At 48.4% G+C, this 26,450-nt stretch carries 23 protein-coding genes; 20 read left to right on the top strand and 3 right to left on the bottom strand.

Annotation, left to right across the window (positions count from 1 at the left end; all coding sequences use genetic code 11):
• Positions 1-63 precede the first annotated feature (63 nt).
• Positions 64-225 carry a hypothetical protein gene (locus tag BP95_RS32875; RefSeq protein ID WP_155987174.1) on the top strand — a complete coding sequence of 54 codons (162 nt, stop codon included), beginning with the start codon at positions 64-66 and terminating at the stop codon, positions 223-225.
• A gap of 73 nt (positions 226-298) precedes the next feature.
• Here the strand turns inward: BP95_RS32875 and BP95_RS0101975 are convergent, their stop codons facing one another.
• Positions 299-832, bottom strand: coding sequence for a YhcN/YlaJ family sporulation lipoprotein (locus BP95_RS0101975; RefSeq protein ID WP_021256775.1), 534 nt, complete (start codon positions 830-832; stop codon positions 299-301).
• Positions 833-988: 156 nt separating this feature from the next.
• On the opposite strand from BP95_RS0101975, the gene BP95_RS0101970 reads away from it, so the two are divergent.
• Together BP95_RS0101970 and BP95_RS0101965 are read left to right on the top strand one after the other, a co-directional pair.
• Positions 989-2,326 (top strand): PhoH family protein, encoded by a 1,338-nt coding sequence (locus tag BP95_RS0101970; protein ID WP_021256774.1) that lies wholly within the window; start codon positions 989-991, stop codon positions 2,324-2,326.
• Between the two features lie 154 nt (positions 2,327-2,480).
• Positions 2,481-3,845, top strand: a complete 1,365-nt coding sequence (locus BP95_RS0101965; protein WP_021256773.1) for an extracellular solute-binding protein — start codon at positions 2,481-2,483, stop codon at positions 3,843-3,845.
• 87 nt (positions 3,846-3,932) lie between these two features.
• On the opposite strand, the gene BP95_RS0101960 is transcribed toward BP95_RS0101965, so the two are convergent.
• Positions 3,933-5,045: a coiled-coil domain-containing protein gene (locus BP95_RS0101960; protein WP_021256772.1), complete on the bottom strand. Its 1,113-nt coding sequence runs from the start codon at positions 5,043-5,045 to the stop codon at positions 3,933-3,935.
• Between the two features lie 165 nt (positions 5,046-5,210).
• On the opposite strand from BP95_RS0101960, the gene BP95_RS0101955 reads away from it, so the two are divergent.
• Positions 5,211-6,344, top strand: a complete 1,134-nt coding sequence (locus BP95_RS0101955) for a class I SAM-dependent methyltransferase (RefSeq protein WP_021256771.1) — start codon at positions 5,211-5,213, stop codon at positions 6,342-6,344.
• A gap of 115 nt (positions 6,345-6,459) precedes the next feature.
• Here the strand turns inward: BP95_RS0101955 and BP95_RS0101950 are convergent, their stop codons facing one another.
• Positions 6,460-6,696 carry a DUF2626 domain-containing protein gene (locus tag BP95_RS0101950; protein WP_021256770.1) on the bottom strand — a complete coding sequence of 79 codons (237 nt, stop codon included), beginning with the start codon at positions 6,694-6,696 and terminating at the stop codon, positions 6,460-6,462.
• A 336-nt stretch (positions 6,697-7,032) separates the two neighbouring features.
• Between BP95_RS0101950 and BP95_RS0101945 the strand changes: the two genes are divergently transcribed.
• The 16 genes from BP95_RS0101945 (at position 7,033) to spoVE (ending at position 26,447) form a co-directional block, all read left to right on the top strand.
• Positions 7,033-7,677: an RsfA family transcriptional regulator gene (locus tag BP95_RS0101945; RefSeq protein WP_021256769.1), complete on the top strand. Its 645-nt coding sequence runs from the start codon at positions 7,033-7,035 to the stop codon at positions 7,675-7,677.
• Between the two features lie 120 nt (positions 7,678-7,797).
• Positions 7,798-8,787, top strand: coding sequence for a ketopantoate reductase family protein (locus BP95_RS0101940; RefSeq protein WP_021256768.1), 990 nt, complete (start codon positions 7,798-7,800; stop codon positions 8,785-8,787).
• Positions 8,788-8,834: 47 nt separating this feature from the next.
• The gene (locus BP95_RS0101935; RefSeq protein WP_021256767.1) at positions 8,835-9,221 is read left to right on the top strand and encodes a DUF3397 domain-containing protein; all 387 of its coding nucleotides are present in this window, start codon (positions 8,835-8,837) and stop codon (positions 9,219-9,221) included.
• A 176-nt stretch (positions 9,222-9,397) separates the two neighbouring features.
• Positions 9,398-11,029, top strand: a complete 1,632-nt coding sequence (gene bshC, locus BP95_RS0101930) for a bacillithiol biosynthesis cysteine-adding enzyme BshC (protein ID WP_028531281.1) — start codon at positions 9,398-9,400, stop codon at positions 11,027-11,029.
• A gap of 99 nt (positions 11,030-11,128) precedes the next feature.
• The gene (locus tag BP95_RS0101925) at positions 11,129-12,415 is read left to right on the top strand and encodes an adenosylhomocysteinase (RefSeq protein ID WP_021256765.1); all 1,287 of its coding nucleotides are present in this window, start codon (positions 11,129-11,131) and stop codon (positions 12,413-12,415) included.
• Positions 12,416-12,611: 196 nt separating this feature from the next.
• Positions 12,612-13,682, top strand: a complete 1,071-nt coding sequence (locus BP95_RS29360) for a DUF4349 domain-containing protein (protein ID WP_081819801.1) — start codon at positions 12,612-12,614, stop codon at positions 13,680-13,682.
• A gap of 190 nt (positions 13,683-13,872) precedes the next feature.
• Positions 13,873-14,304, top strand: a complete 432-nt coding sequence (mraZ, locus tag BP95_RS0101915; RefSeq protein WP_021256763.1) for a division/cell wall cluster transcriptional repressor MraZ — start codon at positions 13,873-13,875, stop codon at positions 14,302-14,304.
• 64 nt (positions 14,305-14,368) lie between these two features.
• Positions 14,369-15,322 carry a 16S rRNA (cytosine(1402)-N(4))-methyltransferase RsmH gene (gene rsmH, locus BP95_RS0101910; RefSeq protein WP_021256762.1) on the top strand — a complete coding sequence of 318 codons (954 nt, stop codon included), beginning with the start codon at positions 14,369-14,371 and terminating at the stop codon, positions 15,320-15,322.
• A 14-nt stretch (positions 15,323-15,336) separates the two neighbouring features.
• Entirely contained in the window at positions 15,337-15,726 is a 390-nt protein-coding gene (ftsL2, locus tag BP95_RS0101905) for a cell division protein FtsL (protein WP_021256761.1), read from the top strand.
• Positions 15,727-15,739: 13 nt separating this feature from the next.
• Positions 15,740-17,923, top strand: a complete 2,184-nt coding sequence (locus BP95_RS0101900; RefSeq protein WP_028531279.1) for a penicillin-binding transpeptidase domain-containing protein — start codon at positions 15,740-15,742, stop codon at positions 17,921-17,923.
• 129 nt (positions 17,924-18,052) lie between these two features.
• Positions 18,053-19,987 carry a stage V sporulation protein D gene (locus tag BP95_RS0101895; RefSeq protein ID WP_021256759.1) on the top strand — a complete coding sequence of 645 codons (1,935 nt, stop codon included), beginning with the start codon at positions 18,053-18,055 and terminating at the stop codon, positions 19,985-19,987.
• 12 nt (positions 19,988-19,999) lie between these two features.
• A complete protein-coding gene (locus BP95_RS0101890; RefSeq protein ID WP_028531278.1) occupies positions 20,000-21,487 on the top strand; it encodes a UDP-N-acetylmuramoyl-L-alanyl-D-glutamate--2,6-diaminopimelate ligase in 1,488 nt (495 codons plus the stop codon).
• Positions 21,484-22,890, top strand: coding sequence for a UDP-N-acetylmuramoyl-tripeptide--D-alanyl-D-alanine ligase (locus tag BP95_RS0101885; protein ID WP_028531277.1), 1,407 nt, complete (start codon positions 21,484-21,486; stop codon positions 22,888-22,890). Before BP95_RS0101890 ends, BP95_RS0101885 begins: the two co-directional genes overlap by 4 nt.
• A 27-nt stretch (positions 22,891-22,917) precedes the next feature.
• The gene (mraY, locus tag BP95_RS0101880; protein WP_028531276.1) at positions 22,918-23,880 is read left to right on the top strand and encodes a phospho-N-acetylmuramoyl-pentapeptide-transferase; all 963 of its coding nucleotides are present in this window, start codon (positions 22,918-22,920) and stop codon (positions 23,878-23,880) included.
• A 3-nt stretch (positions 23,881-23,883) separates the two neighbouring features.
• Entirely contained in the window at positions 23,884-25,302 is a 1,419-nt protein-coding gene (murD, locus tag BP95_RS0101875) for a UDP-N-acetylmuramoyl-L-alanine--D-glutamate ligase (RefSeq protein ID WP_028531275.1), read from the top strand.
• 47 nt (positions 25,303-25,349) lie between these two features.
• Positions 25,350-26,447, top strand: a complete 1,098-nt coding sequence (gene spoVE, locus BP95_RS0101870; protein WP_021256754.1) for a stage V sporulation protein E — start codon at positions 25,350-25,352, stop codon at positions 26,445-26,447.
• Positions 26,448-26,450 lie beyond the last annotated feature (3 nt).

Below are 26,450 nucleotides of genomic sequence, written 5' to 3'. Positions count from 1 at the left end.
TTTTGAAGCATCATTAATATAATAGAGTAAAGCTGCAATTATGATGTGGAGGAGGTCTGAGTGATGTCCGAAGCTTTGATGATGGGTAATCCCTTATTGCAACATAAGATGTCCCAAGGGTCTCATCTGTTATCCGATCAAACAGGCATCGGGACGGCCTATTGCCCATCTGCAGCTGTTATGCTGGATCATGAATATGACGATGTCTTCATGCGAAAAGCCTAGTGGAACCCCACTAGGCTTTTCGTGCGTCAATATGCTTGTCCGGTCTTCACGCGGCCGTGCGGCAATCATGCAGCTACATCTGTTTTTTCAGTTTAGGCTGGTCTGTATTGCGGGATGGATCAATATGTTGGACGTCGCTTGGCATCTGCGGCACGATGCGGCCCATTATATCTGCAAGTTCTTCTGTAAAGCCAGAAATAGGGTGGCCTTGCCGAATATCAACCGCCATCTCATGAAGACGCTGATTCAAATCGATATCTGCGGTAACAAGTGCATGGGCGCCATATTTGTCTTTGCTGAGAACCTCTGCAACGGAATATTTGACAGTTCCGACTCGAGAGCGTTCTAGGCTCGCATCGACGTCAATCCCGACAATTGCGGTATTGCCGAATACGACACAGTTAACGTTGCGAACCCCCGGCACCTTCCTAGCCAGCGCAGTTAAGTGTTCGCGAACGGCTTCCCGATCGTGAATGACCGGTTTTCCATTATTCGTTGATCTCGCCTTAACTTGATTGGAGGAGTTATTCGTAGCAGCGTGCTTATTCGCGTTTCCGCATCCGGCGATGAGTCCGATGACAAGCATGGCAATTAGCAATATACGCATGAATTCATCGTTCCTTTCTTTGTTCGTTGGTCAAATAAGTAGTGCGGCATGTGTACTGACTATAGTGTGAGCGGTGCCTGCATTTTTTATGTAACACCGAGCGCGGCTGTCCGCTGGTGTTGCAAGTACGGGCATGCGAACTGAAAGGGAGATCCTATGAGTAAAATTTTTGTACTGGATACGAATGTGTTGCTGCATGATCCGAACGCATTATTTGCATTTGGCGACAATGAAGTGATTATCCCGGCAGTTGTACTGGAAGAGATTGATTCGAAGAAACGAAATGCAGATGAAATCGGGCGCAATGCCCGTACTGTTTCCCGCTTGCTAGACGGGCTCCGCGATGTAGGGCATCTTCATTCGGGGGTTAAACTGCACAACGGTGGAACGTTGAAGGTGGAGTTGAATCATCGCAGCTTTGTCAAAGTACAGGAGATGTTCGGGGAAGTATCGAATGACAATCGGATCTTGGCCGTGGCATTGAATTATCATTTAGAGCAGGAGGAACGGCAATCCGAGCCAGCAACTGTCATTCTAGTAAGCAAGGACGTGCTTGTACGAATCAAGGCAGATGTATTGGGATTGCATACAGAGGACTATATGTCAGATCGTACCGTACAATCTGGCGATGAGTTGTATAATGGCTGCGTCACCTTATTCGTTCATCCTGGGGTGATCGATGAATTTTATTCCTTCCGGCATCTCCCCATCCGCAGCTTAAATGTCAATATGTCATTTCACCCGCATGAATTCGTCATCTTGAAAGATAACATGGGGACGAGTAAGTCTGCTTTGCTCAAGGTGAGCGCAGACGCCAAGAAGCTTGAGCCGCTATTTCTCAGTAATGATCCCGTGTGGGGCATTACTGCACGGAACGCTCAGCAGCGTATGGCGCTTGAGCTGCTGCTCAATGACGATATTCCCCTTGTCACTATGGCAGGGAAGGCAGGTACAGGCAAGACGTTGTTGGCGCTTGCAGCTGGCCTCATGAAGGTGGAAGATGAGCGCAAGTATAAGAAGCTTCTCATTGCAAGGCCAGTAGTGCCAATGGGGAAGGATATCGGGTACTTGCCAGGGGAGAAGGAAGAGAAGCTTCGGCCTTGGATGCAGCCGATTTATGATAATTTGGAATTTCTGTTCGATACGAAAAAAGCTGGGGACATTGAGAAAATATTGCTGGGTATGGGCAATATTCAAGTTGAGGCGCTCACTTATATTCGTGGCCGTTCCATACCAGGACAGTTCATCATCATTGATGAGGCTCAGAATTTATCCAAACATGAAGTGAAGACAATCGTATCCCGAGTCGGGGAAGGAAGTAAAATTGTCCTCATGGGAGATCCAGCGCAGATTGATCATCCTTATCTGGATTCAGCAAGCAATGGTCTCACCTATCTGGTGGAACGGTTTAAGACAGAAAGTGTAAGCGGCCATGTCACCCTTGAGAAGGGAGAACGCTCCCGACTCGCTCAGCTTGCAGCTGATCTCCTATAGAGTCATTAGTGAGCGACAGCCCTCAGAGCCTCTGGATAGTCCCAGGGGCTTATTTTTTTGCTCTAATGACGCATTCAGATAGGGACAGCTAGTGCGTTCGGTGCTACAATAAGGAGGTGGAAAAGTCAAAAATGGTAACGTGGGAGGAGAATGAGTGCCGAACTTAAAAAAGCTGCTAGTTGCGGTTATTATGATTTTCGTTTCGTTACTCTTGCTGTCCCAATTTCATATAGATGATCAATTATTCGTACCATCACAGCCCTCAACGAATGAGGTAGCCAATCGGCCGCCTAAGGCGAAGAAGAGTCCAGAAACGTGGAAGCAGCTAAGAGTGCAGGTGAACCTGTCACCTATATCATTTATCCAACTCAATCAAGCCAATCAGACTTTTATTGACGAAACGGGCATCTATGTAGAGCTTGTCAATACGACAGATAAATTGACTGATGCTGAATGGTTCAATCAGCTGGTTCAGGAATATAGTGCGGACATTATGCTGTCAGACAGTGTTTCCGTAATGGGCTTTGCCAAAAAGGGGTGGCTGCTGCCGATTGAGCAGTCATCGAATGCTGGCTTCTCCTCTCCGGCATGGCTAATGAATCAACTGAAGTGGAATGGGTATACGTGGGGAGTACCTGCTCAGATTGATCCTTATGTGCTGGTATGGAACAAGGAATTAATGGCCGGCAGAACCAAAGAATCCTTGCCTTCTAATTGGGAGGAGTGGAAGAGGATCCTTGACCCTAGCAGTCAGGAGGGGGCTTCTGCTCTGCTTGAGCGTGGTACAGCTGCTGTAGAATTGCGTGCTATGCCTCAAGCCTGGTTTGCCTGGCATGATGGAGATAAGGAAGCCTTCTTATCGTTAATTCGGCGGTTGGGCTTGCTATGGCCGGAAGTGAATCAAGCGCCATTGATGCGTGCCGATTGGTATGCGAAGGGAGTTGCCGACAATGCGCAAGGATCCGGTCTTAAGTGGAACCAACAGTTAGCCCAGCTGGAGTCTTATCGAGCTCATTTTATACCTTGGGGAGAGAAAGCGAGCAAAACAGATACGTGGGATTTGCTGCGTGCCGGTCGAGTAGCCTTTGGGATCGTTCCCTATTCGGAAGCAGTGGCCGAGGTTAGTGAACCGCTAGCGATTGAAGCGCCAGCCGATGTACATCTTCCTGCTGGGCAGTGGGCAACAAGCAGAAGCTATATGATTGCTTCCAGTTCACAGCATGAAGCGGAGGCAAGGCAATGGATTGATTATATGACAAGTCTTGCGGTTCAGCGAGAATGGTACGATACATTGTCTGTGCTGCCTGCTCACGAACAAGCATACATAGATCGCTGGAGAGATATCCGTCGCTGGCTGCCAGATATGTTCCTGCCTCAAGCCAATCAAGGAGCGGCGTTATTTCATGCAATGGAACCGATTTATGGATGGATTGGGACAGCTGAGCTTTGGCTGAAGGGGGCTGCAACAACGGAGCAGCTCCAGAAGGAATGGAATCATTCAAGCACGATCAGCAGATAGCGGGATTGAGTATCCATCCATGGTACAATGCACTGGATACGGCCATCTGCTGATTCTCTGACGAGGAGAAGTTCTAGCCTTACCGCCTTACCAGCTGAGCGCCAGCTTGACGGTAAGGCTTTTGTCTTCAATTGTCACTTCTTTGGCTTCAATAAAAGATACGAGCTGCTTCGGGTAGAAGCCAAGATCGAATTTTTCCTCCAACTCTGTACGCGTCGACTCGGGCAGTTCAAGCCCATTGAACAACATTCGATCAACATGGAACAAGATTCGATTCTCAGGTTCCGATTCTATCGTATAATGCCCTTCGATACGTACGCTCATGCCAGAGCGCGAGCCTTCAGCGGCGATCATGCCTTCCTTGAATTGGAATGCAAAGGTTTCGAACATGGGATCCTGCTCACGGAGAAACTGATTGAGTTGTTCTTCCTTGACTGTGATCGTATAATTAGTACCCTCGATGCTAAGGCTTCCACTATTTTTGACAAAATCGGGGAGCTTGTTCATCGCATTGGCCAATGCTCGGAAATAATGACGAACTTCATAAAGTCCAACGTTCTGCCAGTAAGTTGTAAACTCTTGTATAAGTGCATTCATCGCTTTAGGATCACTGCTGGCCGATATGTCAGCGTCCAGCTTCTGCTGCAGCCGCTTGAGCCGATCGCGCTGATCAATCAGCTGAGTGCGTACCGTTGAAAGCTCCCTTTCCAGACGCATATGCTGATCTCTTGTCTGACGCAAGGCTTGCGTTTGTTCCTTATAGTCATTCATAATGTCCTGATCAGACTGGAAGAGGATCTGGAAATATTCGAATAACTGAAACATATCTTGCAGCTGATCCGCAGAGAGAACAGCCTGGAGCATCATGTCTCGTTCTCCAATATAATAAGCGCGAAGCACACGACCGGCTTGTTCTCGCTTCTGTTCCAAGGCGGCTTCGCGGGTCTGAAGCTCAGCTTCCGTTCGTGAACGTTCTTTGGCTGTCGATGCTTCCTGAACGGAGATACGATCGATCTCCTTATCCAGTTCTGTGATAGAGAGACTCTGTTGAAGCAGCTGCAGCTCTTCAGCGGTAGGCTGAATGCTCCATTGTACAGGCGAAGCTGGCTCCGCACCTGTCGCACACGGAACGATCGCGATGAGCTGCATCGATAGTAGAAGTCCGATAAGCGAGCGCCATGCGCGTGTCGTTATGGTCATGAGGCGACCTCCTTAAATAGTTGCACAACATTATCGTATGTTCAGATCGGGTTGGACATGACCTGAACTCGTGGTTGTGTACATAGAGTTGTATACATGGATGATACTTGCATGACTTAGCAAGATACTTCTATTGAACCTGCATAGATAGAAAGGAAGGACTGTATGTCTCATTATCAGCCGAATCCCGTCCTCATTCAATACTTAATTAACCAAATTGAACAATCCGATAGCAGCTGCATTCCTTTCTCGCAGTTTATGGGCACCTGTCTGTATCACGCAACAGACGGATATTATATGTCAGAACGACCGAAGATTGGGCGTAATGGCGATTTCTATACAAGCTCGAATATCGGCTCAATCATGGCTGAGATGCTTGCTGTCTATGTAGAACGACGCACAAGGGAGCGTGGCTGGGATGCTGATTCCATCACGCTGGTAGAATGGGGAGCTGGTACAGGACGTCTCGCACTGCAGATGAGCCAGCGGCTTAAGTATGATCGCTTCGAAGGCTATAAGCATGTCATTGTGGAAAGAAGCCCGCATCATCAGAGACTAGTATCCGAATTGCTCGGAGGAGAGCGGGTTCCAATTACATGGTGGGATGAACAGGTGTTTGAACAAGAGGCTCCTACACGGCGCCTGTTCGTTGTAGCCAATGAACTGCTTGATGCATTCCCAGTCGAGCGCATCCGGCATCATGATGGCCGGTATGAACAGTGCTATGTGAAGTGGGATGAGGAGAAGGAGCAATTCATGCCGCTATGGCTGCCCGCAACGGAAGATATTCTCCTATGGCTAGAGGAACATGAAATTCAACTTGTGGATCAGCAAATTTTTGATGCGGGGATTGCGATGACGGCCTGGATGACCTCAATTTTAAGTCAGGTGGGGGAAGCAGAGTTCATATTTATTGATTATGGGGATGGAACGAATGAGCTGACAGCAGCACATCGGATGGAGGGGACACTGATGTGTTACCATCGTCATCAGGCTCATGACAACCCTTGGATTCATATTGGCGAGCAAGATATCACGTCGATGGTGGATTTCGATATTTGCCAGCGTGTTGCGAAGCAAGTGAATGCTGCGATCATCGGTTATATGACACAAAAGTCATTTTTACTCGAACAGGGGTTGCTAAATGAATTGCAGCAGCATACCAACCCAGATCCGTTCAGTGCGGAAGCGCGTCGCAATCGTGCCATTCGACAATTGCTGCTGAGTGATCAGATGAGTGAACGGTTTCATGTACTCCTGCTGTCTTGCGGTTCGGAATCGGAAATTGGAATATTATAAGATTCAACACAAAAGAAGCGCCAAGAGATCGCCGATCTCTTGACGCTTCTTTCTGTATCTATTCATTCTTTCATTCATTATCCGTCCGCAACAAGTCAACAGACAGTGATGCTGCTTAGTAAGGGTTTTTCATAACGAAGACGCTCCAGTACGAAAAGCCGCTGAAGCATACGACCATGTACGCCCAAAACAGCATTGTATATGTACGTTCGGACAATTTCAAGTAACCCAGCAACACAAAAAAAGCAGTCTGCATGAAGAACAGGAGCGCCATCTCAATCATGTCTCCTGCGAACGCCATCAGACCGATTACTAATGTCCAGAAGCCGAGTACGCGATACATCCGTGCCACGATTCATCCCCCTCTCGTTACGTTAAACCCAACATTTACTATTGACATTATAGCGTTCTAGCCATCTGGTGTAAACTGCCAATCTTGATGGATTAACGAACTTTTTCGGAATCTCCCCTTCATTGTGATCTATTGTATGGACAGGCATACGTATGATTCATAGAAAAAATGGATATACATTTTAGTATCCGATAGATTCTATGAACTCTACCATGGGCATAGAGATGGAATAAGCGGTTGATTACCGACTGATCATCCTTCGTCACTTGCTTCAATGCATATGGCGTGGGTGCTGTATACAACCGAATTGAATGAGTGTCGTTAGGAGGGTATCGCATGACAGCAATTAGACAAGATGCGTGGACAGCGGACGATGATTTGATTTTGGCAGAAGTGACGTTAAGACATATTCGAGAAGGAAGTACCCAGCTAGCTGCTTTTGAAGAAGTAGGGGAAAAGATTGGCCGCACCTCTGCGGCTTGCGGATTCCGCTGGAATAGCTGTGTCCGTAAAAAATATGAAGCTGCCATTCAGCTTGCAAAAGCACAGCGTCAAAAGCGAAACTATATGAAAAAGCAGCCTATTGGTGCACAGGTGGCCTCTATTGCATTGGCGGACAGTGAAGAAGTCGGCCTTAAGCCAGAGCTCATTACCGAAGAATCACTTTCCATGGATATGGTGATCCGCTTCTTGCGTCAATGGCGCAACAGTTATCAAGAGCTGTCGCGTCAATTGAAGCATACGGAGAAAGAACTGCATGAGAAGGAAGAGCAGTATCACCGTCTGCGTGAAGAGAATGAGTATCTCTCCAAACAGGTGAATGCCGTTCAAACGGATTACCGTACGGTAAATGATGATTATAAGGCGCTCATTCAAATTATGGATCGTGCTCGCAGATTAGCGATTTTAAGTGAAGAAGAGGACGACTCCAAAACTCGCTTTCGGATGGACGCCAATGGCAACCTAGAGCGAATTGAATAGTTCCATCCGCTTACAGAAAGCGTGAAGGGAGAGCATTGCTCACTCTTTGCGCTTTTTTGTGTTTTTGCATTCGGTTTGATATAACAAATAGATACTTGTACACAAGGGAAGGTGCCTGATATGGTTATCGATATTATTGGCGGGGGGTCATTGGGGCTGCTTCATGCAGCGATGCTGATGAGAACACGTAATTCAATAGATAGCAGCAATACAAAGGTGAGGATGTGGACACGAACTCCGGAGCAGGCGGAGCTAATTCGTAGTCAAGGGATTCACCTCGAGGATCTGGATGGGAGGCAGGCCCATATCTATCCAGTACATGCGTATCCGTTGGCAGAAGCAGGAGAAGTACTTGAACGGACAGGTATGAGAGCGAGCAGCATATGGTTGTTCGTGAAGCAGACACATATTGATTCTGAGCTTCTTAGTCAGTTAGAGAAGTTTCCTAGAGAGCAGACAGCTTCATTGGTGTGCTATCAGAATGGGGTTGGTCATATGGAAGCACTTAGTGCGATATGGCCGCACGAGCAATTAATATGGGCGGTTACAACGGAAGCGGCTAAGCGAGTAAATTGCAATGAGGTTGTACATACGGGGCACGGGCATACGTCAATTGGCATCTGGGAGCCTGCTGGAAGCCGAACAGAACAGATGGAATTAGTCAATTCTTTATGTTTGTCAACAAAGAAGTTGCTAGAAAATGCAGGATTTCAAACGTTTTTGTCGAACAACATCGAAGGTATGGTTTATCAGAAATTGCTTGTCAATGTCATTATTAACCCATTAACGGCTGTGCTGCGCATCAAGAACGGTCAACTGCTGCTGCAAGAGGACAGGCTGTCTTTAATGAAGGAGTTGTTCGGTGAGGCTGCTGCGGTATACCGAGCGGCTCATATTTCTATCGATGAAGAGAAGGATTGGGAGCGGGTTGTTCAGGTGTGCCGGATGACTTCGTCCAATTCGTCGTCCATGCTTCAAGATGTAGAAGCGGGAAGAAGGACAGAAATAGAGGCAATAACGGGGGCACTTATCCGAATGGCTGATCGATATGAGATTGCAGTACCGCTTCATCGTATGATGTACCGTCTTATTCTAGCAAGTTGCGAATAACATTTCCCGTGCTGATCCCTTGTTGAGAGGAGTGAGTCTACCCGAATATGTTTCAACTGATGTTTGACGGATTCGTTCTGCTTTCTTTACTGCCCTTCTTCCCATTTCTTATTACTTGGCTAATTGGTAGGGGGCTGCTTAAACCGAAGAAGAGGGCAATTAAGCTGGCAATGGATATAACGACGGTGTTTCTCATTGCCTCGGTAGGCGGTTTATATAATACGTTGTTTGATTCTAAGGCAGGATTTTATTGGATACTGTTCTTTCTGTTAATCGCAGCAGGGTTAATCGGTGGGTTGCAACAGCAGAAGTATGGCAGGTGGGATCCGAGAAAATTGATTCGTGTCATTTGGCGAATAACTTTCTTCTTGCTTGGCGTACTGTACGTTTTCTTGCTATTGATTGGAATAATTATTTATTCGGCAAGCATGTAGGATAAGCTATACTCATAAAGGTAGATTATTGATAGGACTCATGCGTCAATATCAATGGATGATGGCAGCTAGTTGTTGAATTGAGCATGAAGGAATGGAATACATAATCTTTGTTTTGACGGTCAGAAGCCGCATTGTGTACAATCGAGACGAGGCAAAAAGGGAGGCGGCTATCTTTGAAATGGCCAATATTATCTATTCCGGTTCAGCAACCGCTGACCGTACAGTACATGGAACGCGAACCATCTGTTGTCGAGACGTTCTACGAATATCATCCGGACTTGGATTGGGAGAAGAGAGCGGATTGGGTGGAGCGTTCGGGACAGCTAAGAGTGAATCGCACACGCTTGGCCGATGTGCTTACCCGCTATAATGAGCGGTTCAATAACAGCCAAGCTGTACGAGATTCCATAGAACGACTGAAGGGTGAGCGGTCGTTAGTCGTTGTAGGGGGACAGCAGGGCGGCTTGTTTACGGGTCCGCTGCTTGTTCTGTATAAAGCAATTTCCATTATTCGAATGGCGCAAGAAGCAGAAATCAAATTAGCAAGACCAGTGGTTCCTGTCTTCTGGATTGCTGGAGAGGATCATGATTTTGATGAGGTTGATCATACGTATGTGGTAACCTCCGATCCTGCTGTACAGCGTATACGAATGGAGAAGCCAGGTGATCGTCGTGCCCCTGTGAGCCATGTGAAGCTGGATGCTGCTGCATGGGAATCGGTTCTTACAGAGCTAGAGAGTTCCTTGCCCAAGACGGAGTTTACACCAGGGCTGCTCGAGCACTTGCGCGAATCAGTGGCTACTTGTGCCACGCTGTCAGATTCCTTCGCAGCGACTATGGGCCGACTATTTGGTGAATATGGACTCGTGCTCATCGATTCGGCAGATGACGGACTGCGCGAGCTTGAAGCGCCTATGTTCGAGGCGATCCTCCAGCACAATGACCGACTGGAGAAGGCTTACGACACCAGTGAGCAGCAGCTTGCTTCTTATGGCTATAGCCCTCAGGCGGTACGTTCCGAACACAGCGCGAATGTGTTCCTCGTGCGTGACGGGGAGCGACACTTGCTGCATAAGGAGAACGGGCAATTTGTCAATCATCGCCAAGGAATATCGTGCACGATGGAGCAGATGTTGGACATCGCACGGAATTCACCGCAGGAGCTGAGCAATAATGTATTGACGAGACCGCTTATGCAGGACTATTTATTCCCAGTACTGGCTACCGTGCTTGGACCAGGAGAAATTGCTTACTGGGCGCAGACGAAGCAGGCATTCAGAGAGCTGGGAATGAGAATGCCAATCATATGGCCACGCATGGGATTTACTTGTATTGAGGGGACACTAAATAAGCTTCTAGATAAGTATGAGTTGTCGGTTGAAGATGTTGTGTATCATTACGAAGCAAGAAGAGCTTCGTGGTTGCAAGCGCAGGATGCACTTCACTTGGATGAACGCTTCGAGACGCTGCGTGCAGAAGTGGATACTAGATATACCGAGCTGCTGGAGGACCTTGTCGTATCGCTTCCTGCACTTGGGAAACTTGGTGCTACGAATCATAATAAAGTACTTGAACAGATTGATTTCCTTCATCACCGTGCTAAGGACGCGATGGCGAAGCAGCATGAATCAGGTTTGCGGCAATGGGAACGGCTGCATGTCTCCCTTCATCCGCTTGGCAAACCACAGGAACGTGTATTGAATATGCTAGGGTATGCCTGCCGTTACGGTGAGAATTGGTTTGCGATGTTGATGGAAGCTCCTGTCGTATGGAGAGGGGAACATCGCATCGCCCTGTTGTCATAAGCTATGTTAAGAGCATGAGCTGGAAAGACCCGATTTCCTGAAATCAAGACGGATCATGAAATGGCTTCTTAATCCAAAATGGGAGAGGATGAACTGTCCATGAGTAATACACCAACTCGTAATACAAATGCGGCAAACAAGAGCATCATCCGAGATATTGCATTGGCACCAGAAGGTCATTTGAAAATTGAATGGGTTCAAGCGCATATGCCTGTGCTTAACCGCATTCGGGAACAATTTGAGGCGGAGCAGCCATTCAAAGGACTCAAAGTAGCAATATCGCTTCATTTGGAGGCGAAGACCGCTTATTTGGCGAAGGTCGTTCAAGCTGGTGGCGCAGATGTAACGATAACAGGAAGCAACCCGTTGTCGACGCAGGATGATGTATGCGCTGCGCTAGTTGAAGACGGCATTACTGTATACGCCAAGTACAACCCAGATCCGGAAGAATATAAGCAGTTGCTTATTCACACATTGGAGACGAAGCCTGATTTGATTATCGACGATGGAGGAGATTTGGTCTCGATTCTGCACGCTGAGCGCCCTGACTTGCGTGATCAAGTGAGAGGCGGCGCGGAAGAAACGACTACAGGCATTCTCCGCTTGAAGGCGATGGAGAAGGATGGCACGCTTCAATTCCCGATGGTTGCCGTTAATGATGCGTATTGCAAGTATTTGTTCGACAACCGTTATGGTACTGGTCAGTCGGTATGGGATGGCATTAATCGTACAACGAATCTGGTTGTAGCCGGCAAGACGGTGGTCGTGGTCGGGTACGGATGGTGCGGCAAGGGGGTTGCTATGCGTGCCAAAGGTCTCGGCGCGAATGTCGTTGTTACCGAGGTGGACGCGATCAAAGGCGTAGAAGCCTACATGGATGGATTTACAGTGCTGCCGATGATCGAGGCCGCTCGTGTAGGAGATATCTTTGTGACCGTCACAGGCAACCGTGATTGCATCCGTGGTGAGCATTATGACGTGATGAAGGACGGTGCCATCTTGTCCAATGCTGGACATTTCGATGTTGAAGTGAATAAGCCTGAGCTTGCGGCTCGTTCCACATCTGTACGTACGGTACGCAAGAACATTGAAGAATACAAGCTGCAAGATGGCCGCAGCATCTACTTGCTGGCTGAAGGCCGTCTAGTCAATCTGGCTGCAGGGGATGGCCATCCAGCTGAAATTATGGATATGACATTTGCGCTTCAAGCAATGTCCTTGAAATATGTAAATGATCAATATCAATCCATTGGGAAAAAAGTTGTCAATGTGCCGTATGAGCTTGACGAGCAAGTTGCACGCTACAAGCTGGAGTCGCTCGGAATCTCCGTAGACACGCTTAGCAGCGAGCAAAAGTCTTACTTGGAGAGCTGGCAAGAGCACTGATGGAATGAAGCGATGAAGCCTGTATCAGACAAGAAGGAAGAACCGCCATTAGCGATATGTTAGTGGCGGTTTTATTTTGTGTATGAAGCTTACCTATGCAACATATTTCTTGGCAATTCGTCTATTGATTGAGTATGGAGAACAAAGCCATTACATCCAAGATATCCATGCCAAGATGATAGAGGGGGCATATGGGATGAAAAAGAGAAATTGGGGATGGCAAACAGTCGTGCTGGCGTCGCTTCTGCTGTTGCTGCTTCTTGGTGGCTGTAGTTCGGCATCAGACAGTCAAGGGTTAAAAATGGCGGGGAATACAGCGCCAGAAGCGGCTCAGATGGAAGCGACTAGTAATGATGCTGCTGTAAGCAGAGAGGAACCATTACAGGTGGGTGCGGGGCAGCAAGTGCAGGTAAAGACCGATCGCAAGCTCATTTATGAAGCGCAGCTTCGCATGGAAGTTGCCGACTACGGGGCTGTGAAAGAGAAGCTGAATCGATTCATTGCGCAATCACAAGGCTATGTGCTGCAATTTTCGGATCAGGAGACAGACAGCGAGCGAGGCGGATCCTATGTCATTAAGATTCCTGCTGTTGGATTTCAATCGTTCATTGATGAGCTAGGCAAGTGGGAGTCGATCTCCTATACTCGTCAATATTCGGCTAATGATGTGACCGAGGAGTATGTTGATTTACAGGCGCGGCTTAAGGCGCGCCGCACAGTAGAGTCAAGACTGCTGTCCTTCATGGAGAAGGCCACGAAATCGGAAGATTTATTAAACTTCTCGAATGAGCTGGGGAATGTACAATCGGAAATTGAACAAATTGTGGGGAAAATGAGGTATTATGATAACAATGTAGCGATGTCCACGATTACATTGGATATGGTTCAACGGCTTAAAGCGAAGCGTGGTCAAGCGCTTGAGGATGCATTTGGAACTCAAGTAGCGGATACCCTTGTAGGCAGTTGGGACGCTCTTGTAAAATGTGTGAAGTCTATTGTTCTCGTGCTTGTTGCGCTGCTTCCTTTTCTTTGTGCGCTGCTCATTATCGGAACTCCGATCTGGCTTATCACCAGAAAGAAGAGAGGAAGGAATGGAAACTTGAGCGGGAATACCGGGGAGAATGTGTTGGGATCAATAACACCAGCAGATGCTGAGGCGGCAGAGGCAGCATTAGAAGACGCAAGTAAAGACAAGGCTGCGGATTCTTCTGAAGTGCAGAGTGACACAGGCAACTCGGCTGTAGACAATGGCGAAGATAGAAGGTAAGAGCATGATTAGGCATGCTGATGTCCTGTCTTTGTATGTGTTAATGGAAACATATCCAAAATTTATATAGGCCTATTTCGCAATAAAATCCTGCTTTCTAGCAGGATTTTTTTCTTTTATGGCGAAGTATACATTCGTTGTGGAGGAAAGTGGGGCACTGTGGTGGATTTAGGGGGAGGAGTGGTGGCTGATGTTTATGGGCGAGTATCAACATAGCATCGATGACAAAGGCCGTCTCATCATACCTGCTAAGCTGCGTGACTCTTTAGGAATCACATTTATACTGACTCGAGGGTTGGATCAGTGTCTCTTCGTCTACCCTATGAATGAATGGGAAGCACTTGAGCAGAAGTTAAAGGCACTTCCCTTAATGAAGGCTGATGCTAGAGCCTTTACCCGTTTCTTCTTTTCTGGGGCAAGTGAATGTGAATGGGACAAGCAAGGTAGGGTTACAATCCCTTCCCATTTGCGCGGCTATGCACATTTGGAAAAAGAATGCATGGTTATCGGTGTCCAGAATCGGGTAGAGATTTGGAGCAAGGATGCTTGGGAACAATATGTAGAGCAGTCGGAATCCGCATTTAACGAAATTGCGGAGACGTTGGTTGATTTTAATTTTTAGGTGAACATCAGGACTATCATAACGCATCGCAGCTAGATGGGAACCGAAATTGGGAGGTATTGCGTTGTTTCATCATATTACCGTGTTGAAAGAAGAATCGGTAGAAGGCTTGCGAATACGTCCTGACGGCATTTATGTCGACTGTACGCTAGGAGGAGCTGGACATAGCGAGCGAATTGTTTCTCAGCTGTCATCTGCCGGAAGACTAATTGCGCTGGATCAGGACGATTGGGCGTTGGATAATGCGAAGGTTCGGCTTGCGTCTTATTTGGATCGAGTAACGCTTGTCAAAACCAACTTCCGCCATTTGGAGGAAGCATTGATTCAAGCGGGTGTACCGCAGGTGGATGGAGTTCCACAAGTGGATGGGATCCTATTCGATCTTGGCGTATCATCGCCTCAGCTTGATGAAGGAGAGCGTGGATTCAGCTATAACCATGACGCGCCGCTGGATATGCGTATGGATCAGAATGGCGAATTGACAGCTTACGATATTGTCAATGGCTGGTCAGAAGCCGATATCGCGAAAATTTTGTATCAATACGGGGAAGAGAAATTCTCGAAGCGTATTGCCAGAGAGATTGGCGCAGCTCGCGCTAAGCAGCCCATTCAGACGACCGGAGAACTCGCAGAGCTGGTCAAGGCAGGTATTCCTGCTGCTGCAAGACGAACAGGCGGACATCCTGCGAAGCGAAGCTTCCAGGCGCTCCGAATTGCTGTTAATGACGAGCTTGGCGCTTTTGAAGATGCCTTACATCAAGCGGTACGCTGCTTGAAACCGGAAGGAAGAGTGGCCGTGATTACGTTCCACTCGCTGGAGGATCGGATCTGTAAGCACATTATGAATGAGTATGTAGGAAAATGCACATGCCCACCGGGGTTGCCAATGTGTGCATGTGGCCACAAAAGTGTATTGTCGTTAGTGAATCGCAAACCAATTGCCCCGAATGATAACGAGTTGGCAGACAACCCGCGGTCGCGTTCGGCTAAGTTGCGTGTTGCTCAAAAATTGGGATGAGGGGGAGCAGATAAATGGCCTATGTGCGCGGCAACCTGGCGATGCGTCCAGAGAAACAGACACAGCAGAAGCCTCGATATCGTCAAACGAAGAAGAAGGTAACCCGGAAATCTACTCTACCTACTCGAGAGAAGCTGCTTTATTTGGGCACAATCGGTTTCTGCGCGGGCGTAGCTTTGTTCATCATTAGTGGGTATGCCAATATTTACAACATGAACCTGAAGGTTCAAGAAACGAAGCGGGCAACGGTTGCACTGACGAATGAAGTGTCGGAGCTAACGGTGGAGAAGGAGAAGCTGTCCGATTGGAATCGGATTGAACGCGAAGCAAGAAAGAATGGTTTGCGCTTCCCTGAGACATTATCTGAGATCGAAGTATACAAACAACAAGTAGGAAACGATTAAACGAGGGATGAAGATGGTCAAACGAATTAAGTTGCGCACGTTGACGATCGGGGGCTTATTCACCCTCTTTTTTATTGTCATTATTGGGAGACTGTTTTGGTACCAAGTTATTAATCAGCCATTTTGGATGGCGGAAGCCAAGCAGTCTTGGGCTGTGAAGAAGGAGATTACCCCAGTTCGAGGCACGATATATGACAAGAATGGTGAAGTGCTTGCTATGGATGCACCTGCATACACAGTAGCGGTCGGCCCTAAGATCATTCAGGAACTGCGCACCTCGAAGAAGTTAGTTGAGAAGAATATTGATGTAGAGCGGCTTATCGTAGAAAAACTGAGCGTCATACTGAAGAAACCTGAGAACGAATTGTATGAGCTCGTCCGCAAGAAGAAAGACAAGGATGAGTTCTATGCGCAGGTAGAAGTTCGCAGTGAAGGCTGGAAGGTGAACGATGAGACTGCACAGAAGCTAAGAGACTTCACAGATGAGTTGAAGAAGACGACAGAATTGAGAGATGTCGGACTCTACCTCTTGCCTGAGGTGAAGCGTTTCTACGCGAAAGAATCATTGGCGTCGCATGTGCTTGGTTATACAGATAAGCAGGGCAATCCGATTGGCGGAATTGAGAAGCTGTATGACGAACAGCTGCGCGGAGCTGCAGGGATGCTCCAATATGAGAAAGATCGGATGGGTAATAAGCTGCCGAAGGCTTCGGAAGTATACAAGCCATCTAAGGATGGAGACAACATATACCTCACTATCGATCGTAATATTCAGCAATATATTCAAGATGCGATGCGTGAGGTGTACAATAAATACTCTCCTCATAGCATGACGGTAATAGCAGCAGATCCGAAGACTGGCGATATATTGGGGCTCGCGAATATGCCAGATTTCAATCCGAATACGTATTGGGATGCTAAGGACATTGCAGCTTTTTACAATCATGCGGTTCAGTCTCGATATGAGCCGGGCTCAACATTCAAAATTGTGACACTGGCCGCGGCTGTGCAGGAAGGCATCTTTGATCCGAATGCGACATTCGTTTCTGGACGCATCTATGCGGGAGGACGGCTCATCCACGACGTTAACCGTGATGGATGGGGGAGAATTACGTACTTCGAAGGTCTTAAGCGATCCAGTAACGTTGCCTTCGTTAAACTTGGATTTGAGCAATTGAAGGAAGAGCGCTTGAAGGCGTACATTGAGAAATTTGGCTTTGGCAAACCGACAGGCATTGAACTTCCCGGAGAGAACAATGGTCTTATCCGATTTGAATATCCGGCAGACGTGGCTGCGGCATCGTACGGACACGGTAAGGTTCAAGTTACGCCAATCCAGCAAATTATGGCAGTGGCAGCTGTAGCCAATGGCGGCAAGCTTATGAAACCGCATATTGTTCGGAAGGTTCATGATCCCGTTACGGGTGAAGTGACTGAACGCAAGCCGGAGGTAGTTCGTCAAGTAATCGACCCAGGCGTTGCAAAAACGGTAAGTGAATATTTGGAACAGGTTGTTGCGGATCAGCAGATTGGTACAGGTAAAAATGCGTATATCGAAGGATATCGCGTTGCCGGCAAGACAGGTACAGCATTGAAGGTCATTAACGGTGAATATGCCACGACTCGTGCGGTAGTATCTTTCGTCGGCTTTGCTCCTGTTGAGGATCCACGTATTGCTCTTTTGGTTGTTGTGGATGATCCGCAGGATTATTGGGAAGGTGGCGGCTTTGTAGCGCCGCTCATGTTCAAGAAGATCGTATCGCAGTCGCTGCGTTACATGGGTGTTCCTTCTTCAATCTCCGGCCAAGAAAAGGGCAGTGACAAGAAGACGGGTGCACCAACAACCGTTAAGGCACCTGATATTCAGGGCCTGAAGCCTTACGATGCCAAACAGCGATTGGCTGAGCAAGGCATCGTCTTCGAGACGGTTGGAGCAGGGGAGAAAGTGAAGCGTCAATATCCGGCGCCAGGCGAGCCATTGGCAATCGGCCAACGGATATACCTGCTTACTGACGAGCCTGATAAGCTGCCTTTGCCGAACTTTAAGGGCAAATCGCTGCGTGATGTCATGGAGATCACCTCCATGCTCGGTTGGGAAGTTCGTGTTGATGGAGAAGGCTACGTCACCGAACAAAAAGAAACCAATGAAAATGGGGCACGTATCGTTCATATTAAATTGGAGCCGAAACATCCGTAAGGTGTGAGGCGGAGAAGGAAAAAAGTGGTCTTGTGTAGGCTTACGGATCATCCTCTTGAAGCTTGTTCTATCCGCTGGTTGTCCCGAATAGGTTGTTTATGAACCGATGTCGGACGAGGGAGGGTATATATGAAGGTTACAGGGGTGACGATCCGTAAGAGGTTAATCGTTGGAATGGTGCTCATATCGATTGGATTTATCGCGCTCATTGTCCGCTTGGCGTATGTGCAGTTGTGGGAGGGCAAAGATCTGGCGAATCTGGCAGAAGATTCGTGGCGGAGGGAGATTCCTATTTCCCAGAAGCGCGGTGAGATACTGGATCGCAAAGGCGAAAGAATCGCCTACAATATCAGTTCTCCAACGATATGGGCTATTCCTGTGCAAATTGAAGACCAGAAAGCCACTGCAGCACAAATTGCACCTCTCCTTGGGATGAAAACGGAAGTTGTAGAGCGCATGATTGCGAAAGGGCAGTCTGTGAAGCAGATTAAGGGCGGCGGTCGTAAAATATCGCTTGAAACAGCGGAAAAAGTACGGGAGTTGAACTTGCCGGGGATCGTCGTGGCAGAGGATAATAAAAGATATTATCCTTATGGCGATTTGGCGGCTCATATACTCGGCTTCACCGGTATAGACAATCAAGGGTTGACAGGTATTGAGCAGAGGTATGATTCTGCATTAACCGGCTTGCGAGGGAACATCGCCTATTTGTCTGATGCAAGTGGAAATCAGATGCCGAATTCCTCAGAAAAGTACATCGTTCCCCGAGATGGATTAAATTTGCAATTGACGATTGACAAGCAGATACAGACAATTATGGAGCGGGAACTTGATCGTGCGATGGAGGAATTGAAGCCGAATCAGGCGCTGGCGATTGCCATGGATCCGAATACGGGTGAAATTTTGGCAATGGCAAGCAAGCCAAGCTACGATCCGGCTCATTACAAGGACTTCCCCTCTGATGTATATGATCGCAACCTGCCCATTTGGATGACTTATGAGCCGGGTTCTACGTTCAAGATCATAACGCTTGCTGCTGCGATACAGGAGGGCAAGGTTGATCTGTACAATGAACATTTTTTTGACCCTGGACGTGTAGAAGTCGGTGGAGCGAAGCTGCGCTGCTGGAAACGCGGGGGTCATGGCAGTCAGACCTTCTTGGAAGTCGTCCAAAATTCGTGCAACCCAGGCTTTGTTGCACTTGGTAATCGACTGGGTAAAGAGACATTGTTCGATTACATACGCAACTTTGGTTTCGGACAGAAGACAGGCATTGACCTGAGTGGAGAAGCAAGCGGAATTTTGTTCAAGCTTAGCCGGGTAGGCCCTGTTGAGCTTGCCACTACTGCGTTCGGACAAGGGGTATCTGTCACGCCTATTCAGCAAATTACGGCAGTGTCTGCGGCCATCAATGGAGGCAAGCTGTTCAAGCCGCATGTGGCGAAGTCATTCATTCAGCCGGAGACAGGGATGGTTGTTGAAGATATTAAGCCGGAATTGGTCAGACAAGTCATCAGTCCAGAGACCTCAAGCAAGGTGCGTGATGCTCTTGAACATGTGGTTGCTCAAGGCACGGGGAGAAATGCTTTTATCGATGGTTATCGCGTTGGTGGCAAAACAGGTACCGCACAGAAGGTTATCAATGGCAGATATTCACCGAACGAGCATATTGTATCGTTCGTTGGTTTCGCACCTGCTGATGACCCGAAGGTTGTTATCTATACAGCAGTTGATAATCCGCAAGGCATACAATTCGGTGGTCTTGTAGCTGCGCCGATTGTGAAGCGGATTATGGAAGATACGCTCCATTATATGGGCGTTGAGCCGCGGAAGGAACAAGTTTCTCGCAAGTATCGTTTCGATGAGACGCCGGTTGTTGTCGTTCCTAACTTAGTAGGGAAGACCTTGACTGATATCTACGAAGATATGAATATGAATTTTCAATTAGCCAAATCCGGTACGGGCAACACCATTATTCATCAGGCGCCTAAGCCCGGAACCCGTGTAGATCGAGGATCTACGATTCGAATCTATATGGGAGAAGAGAAAGAGACGGAGGAATAATTCATGCAACAGATGCAATTGGCTGAAGCTTGCTCACGAATGCTGACAGCGAAGTGCAAGGGAGACGAACATACAGTCGTAACAGGACTCGCGATGGATTCACGCCATGTGGCGCAGGGGGATCTGTTCTTCTGTATTTCTGGTACGGCCGAAGACGGCCATCGTTATGCAGAGCAGGCGGTTCAAGCTGGTGCAGCTGCACTTGTGGTAGAACGTGAATTGGAGCTGCCGGTTCCTCAATTGATTGTGAAGAGTGCTAGACATGCACTTGCAGTACTGTCAGATGCGTTCTATGGTTCACCTAGCCGCAGTATGAATCTAATTGGCATTACGGGAACGAATGGTAAGACAACAACCACGTATTTGATTGAAAAAATCTTGAATGATGCGAAGCGAAATGCAGGTGTCATCGGAACGATTCAAATGCGTTATGCAGGCAAGGTGTTCCCAATGTCGCGTACAACTCCGAATGCCTTCGAACTGCAAAAGTCGCTTCATGACATGGTGAACGAGGGTGTAGATGCCGTGGCTATGGAGGTATCTTCCCACGCACTCGTACAGGGACGTGTACAAGGCTGCCGTTTCCGTACGGCTGTCTTCACGAACTTAACACAAGATCATCTGGACTATCACGAGACGATGGAAGCATATCGTGAAGCCAAAGGCCTGTTGTTCTCACGGCTAGGCAATACATTCTCTGACGCTGAGGAAGATCGCTCCTATGCGGTGCTCAACGCAGATGACCCGGCTTCTGAATACTTCGCAAGCATGACAACCGCTGAGACGATCATGTATGGCATGACAGAGCAGGCGGATGTTCGTGCCGAGAATATTCGGATTACGGCAAAAGGAACGAGCTTCACAGTTCATACATTCAGAGGCTCGGCAGACATTCAGCTGCGTATGGTTGGTAAGTTCAATGTATACAATGCATTAGCAGCGATTGCTGTAGGACTCATTGAAGGCATCGAACTGGATGCGATTCGTGTGAGCCTTGAAAGTGTTGCTGGAGTTGACGGGCGTGTAGAAGCTGTTGAGGCAGGACAATCCTTTGCCGTGATCGTGGACTACGCGCATACACCGGATGGACTGGAGAATGTGCTGCAGACGGTGAAGGAGTTCGCTGAAGGACGTGTCATCAGTGTATTTGGCTGTGGTGGAGACCGAGATCGTACGAAGCGTCCGCTGATGGCCAAAATCTCGGCGAAATACGCGGATTATTCCATCGTAACTTCCGATAACCCTCGTACGGAAGACCCTGATTTGATTATTAAGGATATTGTAGCGGGCCTTCATGAAGTGAACTTGGATCCAAGCCGTTATGAATGCATCGTTGATCGCCGTGCTGCCATCACGAAAGCTATTGAAATGGCAAGCCTGCACGATGTAGTATTGATTGCGGGGAAAGGCCATGAAACTTACCAAATCATCGGCAAGGAAACATTTGACTTCGATGACCGCTTGGTGGCCAAAGAAGCGATAAGGGGCAAAGTTCAGTGATTGAAACGACGTTACGAGAAGTAGCGGACTTGTGTGGAGGGACACTCTCTGATCCCTCCTATGGGAACCGCACGGTAAAAGGGGTTAGCACGAACTCGCGCAAGATCGATTCTGGTGTATTGTTCGTGCCGCTTCAAGGGGAACGATTCGACGGACATCTGTATGCGGATCAAGCCTTGAAGGATGGGGCAGCGGCTGCGATGTGGCAGTCCAATCATGACGATATGCCGCAAGGCTATCCGCTCATTATGGTGGACAACACATTAGAGGCGCTTCAGCGGCTGGCACAAGCTTATTTAGCCCAGCAGCAGGTTAAGGTTGTAGCCATTACAGGCAGCAATGGCAAGACGACCACGAAGGATATGATTGCTTCTGTTCTTGCGGAACGTTATCGTGTTCACAAGACGGATGGCAATTTCAATAATCATATTGGCCTTCCGTTAACGATATTGTCCATGCCGAAAGATACGGAAATTGCAGTTCTCGAAATGGGGATGAGCGGAAGAGGTGAAATTGAACTTCTGTCTTCCATCGCTCAGCCTGACGCAGCAGTCATTACAAACATCGGGGAAGCGCATCTGCTGCAGCTTGGTTCCCGGGAAGAGATTGCGCGTGCTAAGCTAGAAATTACTAGCGGACTACGAGAAAATGGAGTGCTCATCTGTCATGGAGACGAACCACTCGTTGACATGGCACTTTCAGAAGAAGCGACGAAGCGGCCTGAGCATATGTCAGTTATTCGCTTCGGTGCAGGTATGCAATGTGATGTTCGACCAGAGCATATCGATCTTCATGAGGCGGGGACAACATTCACAGTTGCGGCATCAGGCAGTCAGAATGCGTTGACTGTCGAGCTTCCGCTCTTAGGCAAGCACAATGTCATTAACGCGTTGGCTGCTGTTGCAATAGGCCGCTTGTTCGGTCTGACTGACGAGCAGATTGCGCATGGTCTTGGCAATGCACAAATAAGCGGGATGCGATTTGAACGGACGATTACGTCTGGCGGATGGGTGTTGTTAAATGATGCCTATAATGCAAGTCCGACTGCGACGAAGGCTGCGCTTGACGTGCTTGCTGAACTGCAGGGCGGCAAACGGATTGCGATTCTCGGCGATATGCTAGAGCTAGGCCCTAATGAGGCGAGGCTCCACTATGAAGTAGGAGCATCCATACGCCCGGGCAGCTTGGATCTATTGCTCACGTATGGCGAACTGGGCCGTGAAATTGGATCGGGTGCCCTGCAACATTTTGCAGAGAACGCCGTTTATTCATTTGATGATAAGGCAGCATTGAAGGCTTGCCTGCTGCAGCATGTTCAGGCGGGCGATACCGTGCTTGTGAAGGCATCCAGAGGAATGAAACTAGAAGAAGTTGTTAATGAATGGACTAGTGTCCATCATTAATGGGTTGTGTAACGGGAGGTGTAAGGATTGGACTTCAAGTTGATGTTAATGACAATCGGTGTATCTTTTCTCCTAGCCGTCATATTGGGCCCGTTAACGATACCGCTTCTTCGTAGGTTGAAGTTTGGTCAGCAGGTTCGTGACGATGGTCCGAAGGCTCATTTGAAAAAAGCAGGAACGCCAACGATGGGTGGCGCAATTATCTTACTTGCGTTTGCTCTCTCTTTCCTTAAATTTTCGGTGATGGATACCGATTTCTATGTGCTGCTTATCGCAACACTTGGATTTGGCTTAATTGGATTTTTAGATGACTATATTAAAATTATTTTTAAACGTTCGCTCGGTTTAACTGCAAAGCAGAAGCTGATTGGACAGCTCATTTGTTCAGGACTCATTTGCTTCCTGTTGTGGCAGTCCGGTCATAGTACAGTTATTTCGATACCAGGGACGTCTCTAGGGCTTGATTTCGGATGGTTCTACTATCCGTTCATCGTCCTGATGATGCTTGCCGTGAGCAACGCGGTCAACTTCACAGATGGCTTGGATGGCTTGCTTGCCGGTACAAGTGCGATTGCCTTCTCGGCATTTGCAATCATCGCGATGCAGGCATCGGAAATATCGGCTGCGGTCAGCGCAGCAGCTATGGTTGGCGCAGTACTCGGGTTCCTCGTGTTCAATGCGCATCCAGCTAAGGTATTCATGGGCGACACAGGCTCGCTCGGGATTGGTGGAGCCATTGCAGCGGTAGCGATTCTAACGAAGACAGAACTGCTCATCATTATTATTGGCGGTATCTTCGTCATTGAAATGCTGTCGGTAATTATTCAGGTCGTATCCTTCAAGACACGCGGCAAGCGCGTGTTCAAGATGAGCCCGATCCATCATCACTTTGAACTGAGTGGATGGTCGGAATGGCGAGTAGTTATTACGTTCTGGCTTGCGGGAATCGTATTAGCCGGACTTGGATTATGGATCAACAAGGGGATGTAACGAATGAATCACCCAGAAACGTATCAAGGGAAGCGTGTCGTCGTACTTGGCTTAGCCAAGAGCGGCGTCAGCGCAGCGCAATTGTTCCACAAGTTCGGTGCGGTTGTCACCGTCAATGATAAGAAGGATCGCGACAAGTGCCCCGAAGCTTCGGTATTAGAAGCTTTGGGCATTTGTGTTGTATGCGGGCATCATCCAGATAACTTGATCGATGAGCAGGTATCGCTTGTAGTCAAAAATCCGGGAATCCCCTATACGGCTCCTCCAGTAGCCCGCGCTGTGGAACTCGGCATCGAGGTCGTAACGGAGGTAGAGGTTGCGTATCAGCTGAGTCCAGCTCCGATTATCGGGATTACGGGAAGCAATGGGAAGACGACAACGACAACATGGGTAGGCAAGACGTTGGAAGCTGCAGGAATGAAGCCGATTGTTGCAGGCAACATAGGCACTCCGCTTTGTCAGGCGGCTGAGGATGCGGACGAGGACAATACACTGGTTGTGGAACTCAGCAGCTTCCAGTTGAAGGGGACAAGCGCTTTTCGCCCTCGCATTGCATGCTTACTTAACATTGCTGAGACACATCTTGACTACCATGGCTCGATGGAGGATTACGTCAATTCGAAGGCACGATTATTCGCCAATATGGGAAGTGAAGATATTGCGGTGCTGAACGCAGATGATGAGACTTGCTGTAGTCTTGCATCCGATATTCAAGCGACGAAGTGGTGGGTATCTTCGATGAAGCGCGTGGAGCGCGGCGTATTCGTAGAGCCATCCTATGAGTTTGAGGCGAAGGAAGAGGAGCGAATGATCGTCTATGCAGATGGCACAGGCCAATTGCATCGGATTTTTTCTGTCGTGGAACTCGGCATCCCAGGAAGATATAACGTGGACAACGCCTTGGCAGCGTGTGCCATTTCGATTGCTGCGGGTGTAGAGCCATCAGCACTTGCAGAGCCTCTGCGTTCGTTCCAAGGGGTAGAGCATCGTCTTGAATTCGTATGCGAGCAGGACGGTGTGAAGTACTACAATAACTCCAAGGCTACGAATACGAAGGCTACCCTGATGGCATTGGGCGCATTCGAACGCAATATTATTCTTATTGCGGGTGGACTTGACCGAGGGCTGGACTTCCATGAGCTGATCCCCATTATGGGAGAGCGAGTGAAGGCTGTTGTTACGATGGGCCAAACGCGTCACATTTTGAAACAAGTTGCCGAGAAGGCAGGTTTAACGGATATATCTGTCGTCGACAATGTAGATCATGCAGCCGACGCAGTGAAGGAAGCTGTCGATATGGCGCACGCTTATGCGAAGCCAGGCGATATCATTCTCTTGTCACCAGCATGTGCAAGCTGGGACATGTTCCCGTCTTATGAAGATCGGGGACGCATGTTTAAAGCGGCGGTGCATAGTCTGTAGTAGGGGGGTGTTCAAGCCCCTACATTGTCCTAATAGAGGTGTACCGCATGGTCAAAGCACGCACTGCGCCCGATTTGTGGCTAATCGTCTCGGTACTGTCCCTGCTATCGATCGGTATGATTATGGTATACAGCGCCGGTGCTGTTCTCGCCTTCCGGGAATATGGAGATTCGTTCTACTTCGTTAAGCGTCAATTGCTGTTTGCTCTGCTGGGGATTGCTGCGATGTTCGTTACGATGAATACGGACTATCGCGTATGGAAGCGATATGCGAAGATTGGACTTCTTATTTGCTTCGTGCTCCTGATTGTTGTTCTCATTCCGGGAATCGGCAATGTTCGGGGTGGGGCGCGAAGCTGGCTAGGCATCGGTTCGTTTGGCATACAGCCGTCCGAGTTTATGAAGCTCGGGATGATTCTGTTCATGGCCAAAATGCTCTCCGAGGAGCAAACGAGCATTACGAGCTTTACAAAGGGGCTGCTGCCGCCGCTTGCGATTATGGGAACGGCGTTCGGACTTATCATGCTGCAGCCGGATCTCGGTACAGGAACGGTCATGGTTGGTGCGGTGTTGCTTGTTATTTTTGTGGCGGGAGCTCAGATGAAGCATTTGCTGTCGCTTGCTGCAGTTGGGGTAGCTGGGTTCGTTGGACTCGTGCTCGCTGCGCCCTATCGGCTTCTGCGGATTACCGCATTTCTTGATCCTTGGCAGGATCCGCTGGGGGCTGGATACCAATCGATTCAGTCGTTATTTGCTATAGGGCCAGGCGGTCTTATGGGACTTGGCCTCGGTGCCAGCCGCCAGAAATACAGCTATGTGCCTGAGCCGCAAACTGATTTTATCTTCTCGATTTTAGCAGAGGAACTAGGATTTTTAGGTGCAGTTACGGTTTTGATTTTATTTCTTATCTTAGTGTGGCGAGGTATGCGAACTGCTCTGACGGCGCCTGATAAATTCGGCAGCCTGCTGGCGGCAGGCATTGTTGGAATTGTGGCAGTTCAAGTGATCATCAATATTGGTGTCGTAATTGGACTCATGCCAGTTACGGGAATAACGCTGCCATTAATTAGTTATGGTGGCTCGTCGCTGACCTTAATGCTGACTGCACTAGGAATTTTACTGAATATATCACGTTATGCGAGGTGAAAG

It is taken from the genome of Paenibacillus sp. UNC217MF, assembly GCF_000686865.1.
Taxonomy (GTDB): Bacteria; Bacillota; Bacilli; order Paenibacillales; family Paenibacillaceae; genus Paenibacillus_B; species Paenibacillus_B suaedae.
Note: the sequence above shows the minus strand (reverse complement) of the source record. Positions and strands in the feature narration are given on the sequence as shown.

Coding starts and splice junctions, on each gene's coding strand:
- BP95_RS32875 (WP_155987174.1), top strand. CDS start 64: ATGTCCGAAGCTTTGATGATGGGTAATCCCTTATTGCAACATAAGATG.
- BP95_RS0101975 (WP_021256775.1), bottom strand. CDS start 832: ATGCGTATATTGCTAATTGCCATGCTTGTCATCGGACTCATCGCCGGA.
- BP95_RS0101970 (WP_021256774.1), top strand. CDS start 989: ATGAGTAAAATTTTTGTACTGGATACGAATGTGTTGCTGCATGATCCG.
- BP95_RS0101960 (WP_021256772.1), bottom strand. CDS start 5,045: ATGACCATAACGACACGCGCATGGCGCTCGCTTATCGGACTTCTACTA.
- BP95_RS0101955 (WP_021256771.1), top strand. CDS start 5,211: ATGTCTCATTATCAGCCGAATCCCGTCCTCATTCAATACTTAATTAAC.
- BP95_RS0101945 (WP_021256769.1), top strand. CDS start 7,033: ATGACAGCAATTAGACAAGATGCGTGGACAGCGGACGATGATTTGATT.
- BP95_RS0101940 (WP_021256768.1), top strand. CDS start 7,798: ATGGTTATCGATATTATTGGCGGGGGGTCATTGGGGCTGCTTCATGCA.
- BP95_RS0101935 (WP_021256767.1), top strand. CDS start 8,835: ATGTTTCAACTGATGTTTGACGGATTCGTTCTGCTTTCTTTACTGCCC.
- BP95_RS0101925 (WP_021256765.1), top strand. CDS start 11,129: ATGAGTAATACACCAACTCGTAATACAAATGCGGCAAACAAGAGCATC.
- BP95_RS29360 (WP_081819801.1), top strand. CDS start 12,612: ATGAAAAAGAGAAATTGGGGATGGCAAACAGTCGTGCTGGCGTCGCTT.
- mraZ (WP_021256763.1), top strand. CDS start 13,873: ATGTTTATGGGCGAGTATCAACATAGCATCGATGACAAAGGCCGTCTC.
- ftsL2 (WP_021256761.1), top strand. CDS start 15,337: ATGGCCTATGTGCGCGGCAACCTGGCGATGCGTCCAGAGAAACAGACA.
- BP95_RS0101900 (WP_028531279.1), top strand. CDS start 15,740: ATGGTCAAACGAATTAAGTTGCGCACGTTGACGATCGGGGGCTTATTC.
- BP95_RS0101895 (WP_021256759.1), top strand. CDS start 18,053: ATGAAGGTTACAGGGGTGACGATCCGTAAGAGGTTAATCGTTGGAATG.
- BP95_RS0101890 (WP_028531278.1), top strand. CDS start 20,000: ATGCAATTGGCTGAAGCTTGCTCACGAATGCTGACAGCGAAGTGCAAG.
- murD (WP_028531275.1), top strand. CDS start 23,884: ATGAATCACCCAGAAACGTATCAAGGGAAGCGTGTCGTCGTACTTGGC.
- spoVE (WP_021256754.1), top strand. CDS start 25,350: ATGGTCAAAGCACGCACTGCGCCCGATTTGTGGCTAATCGTCTCGGTA.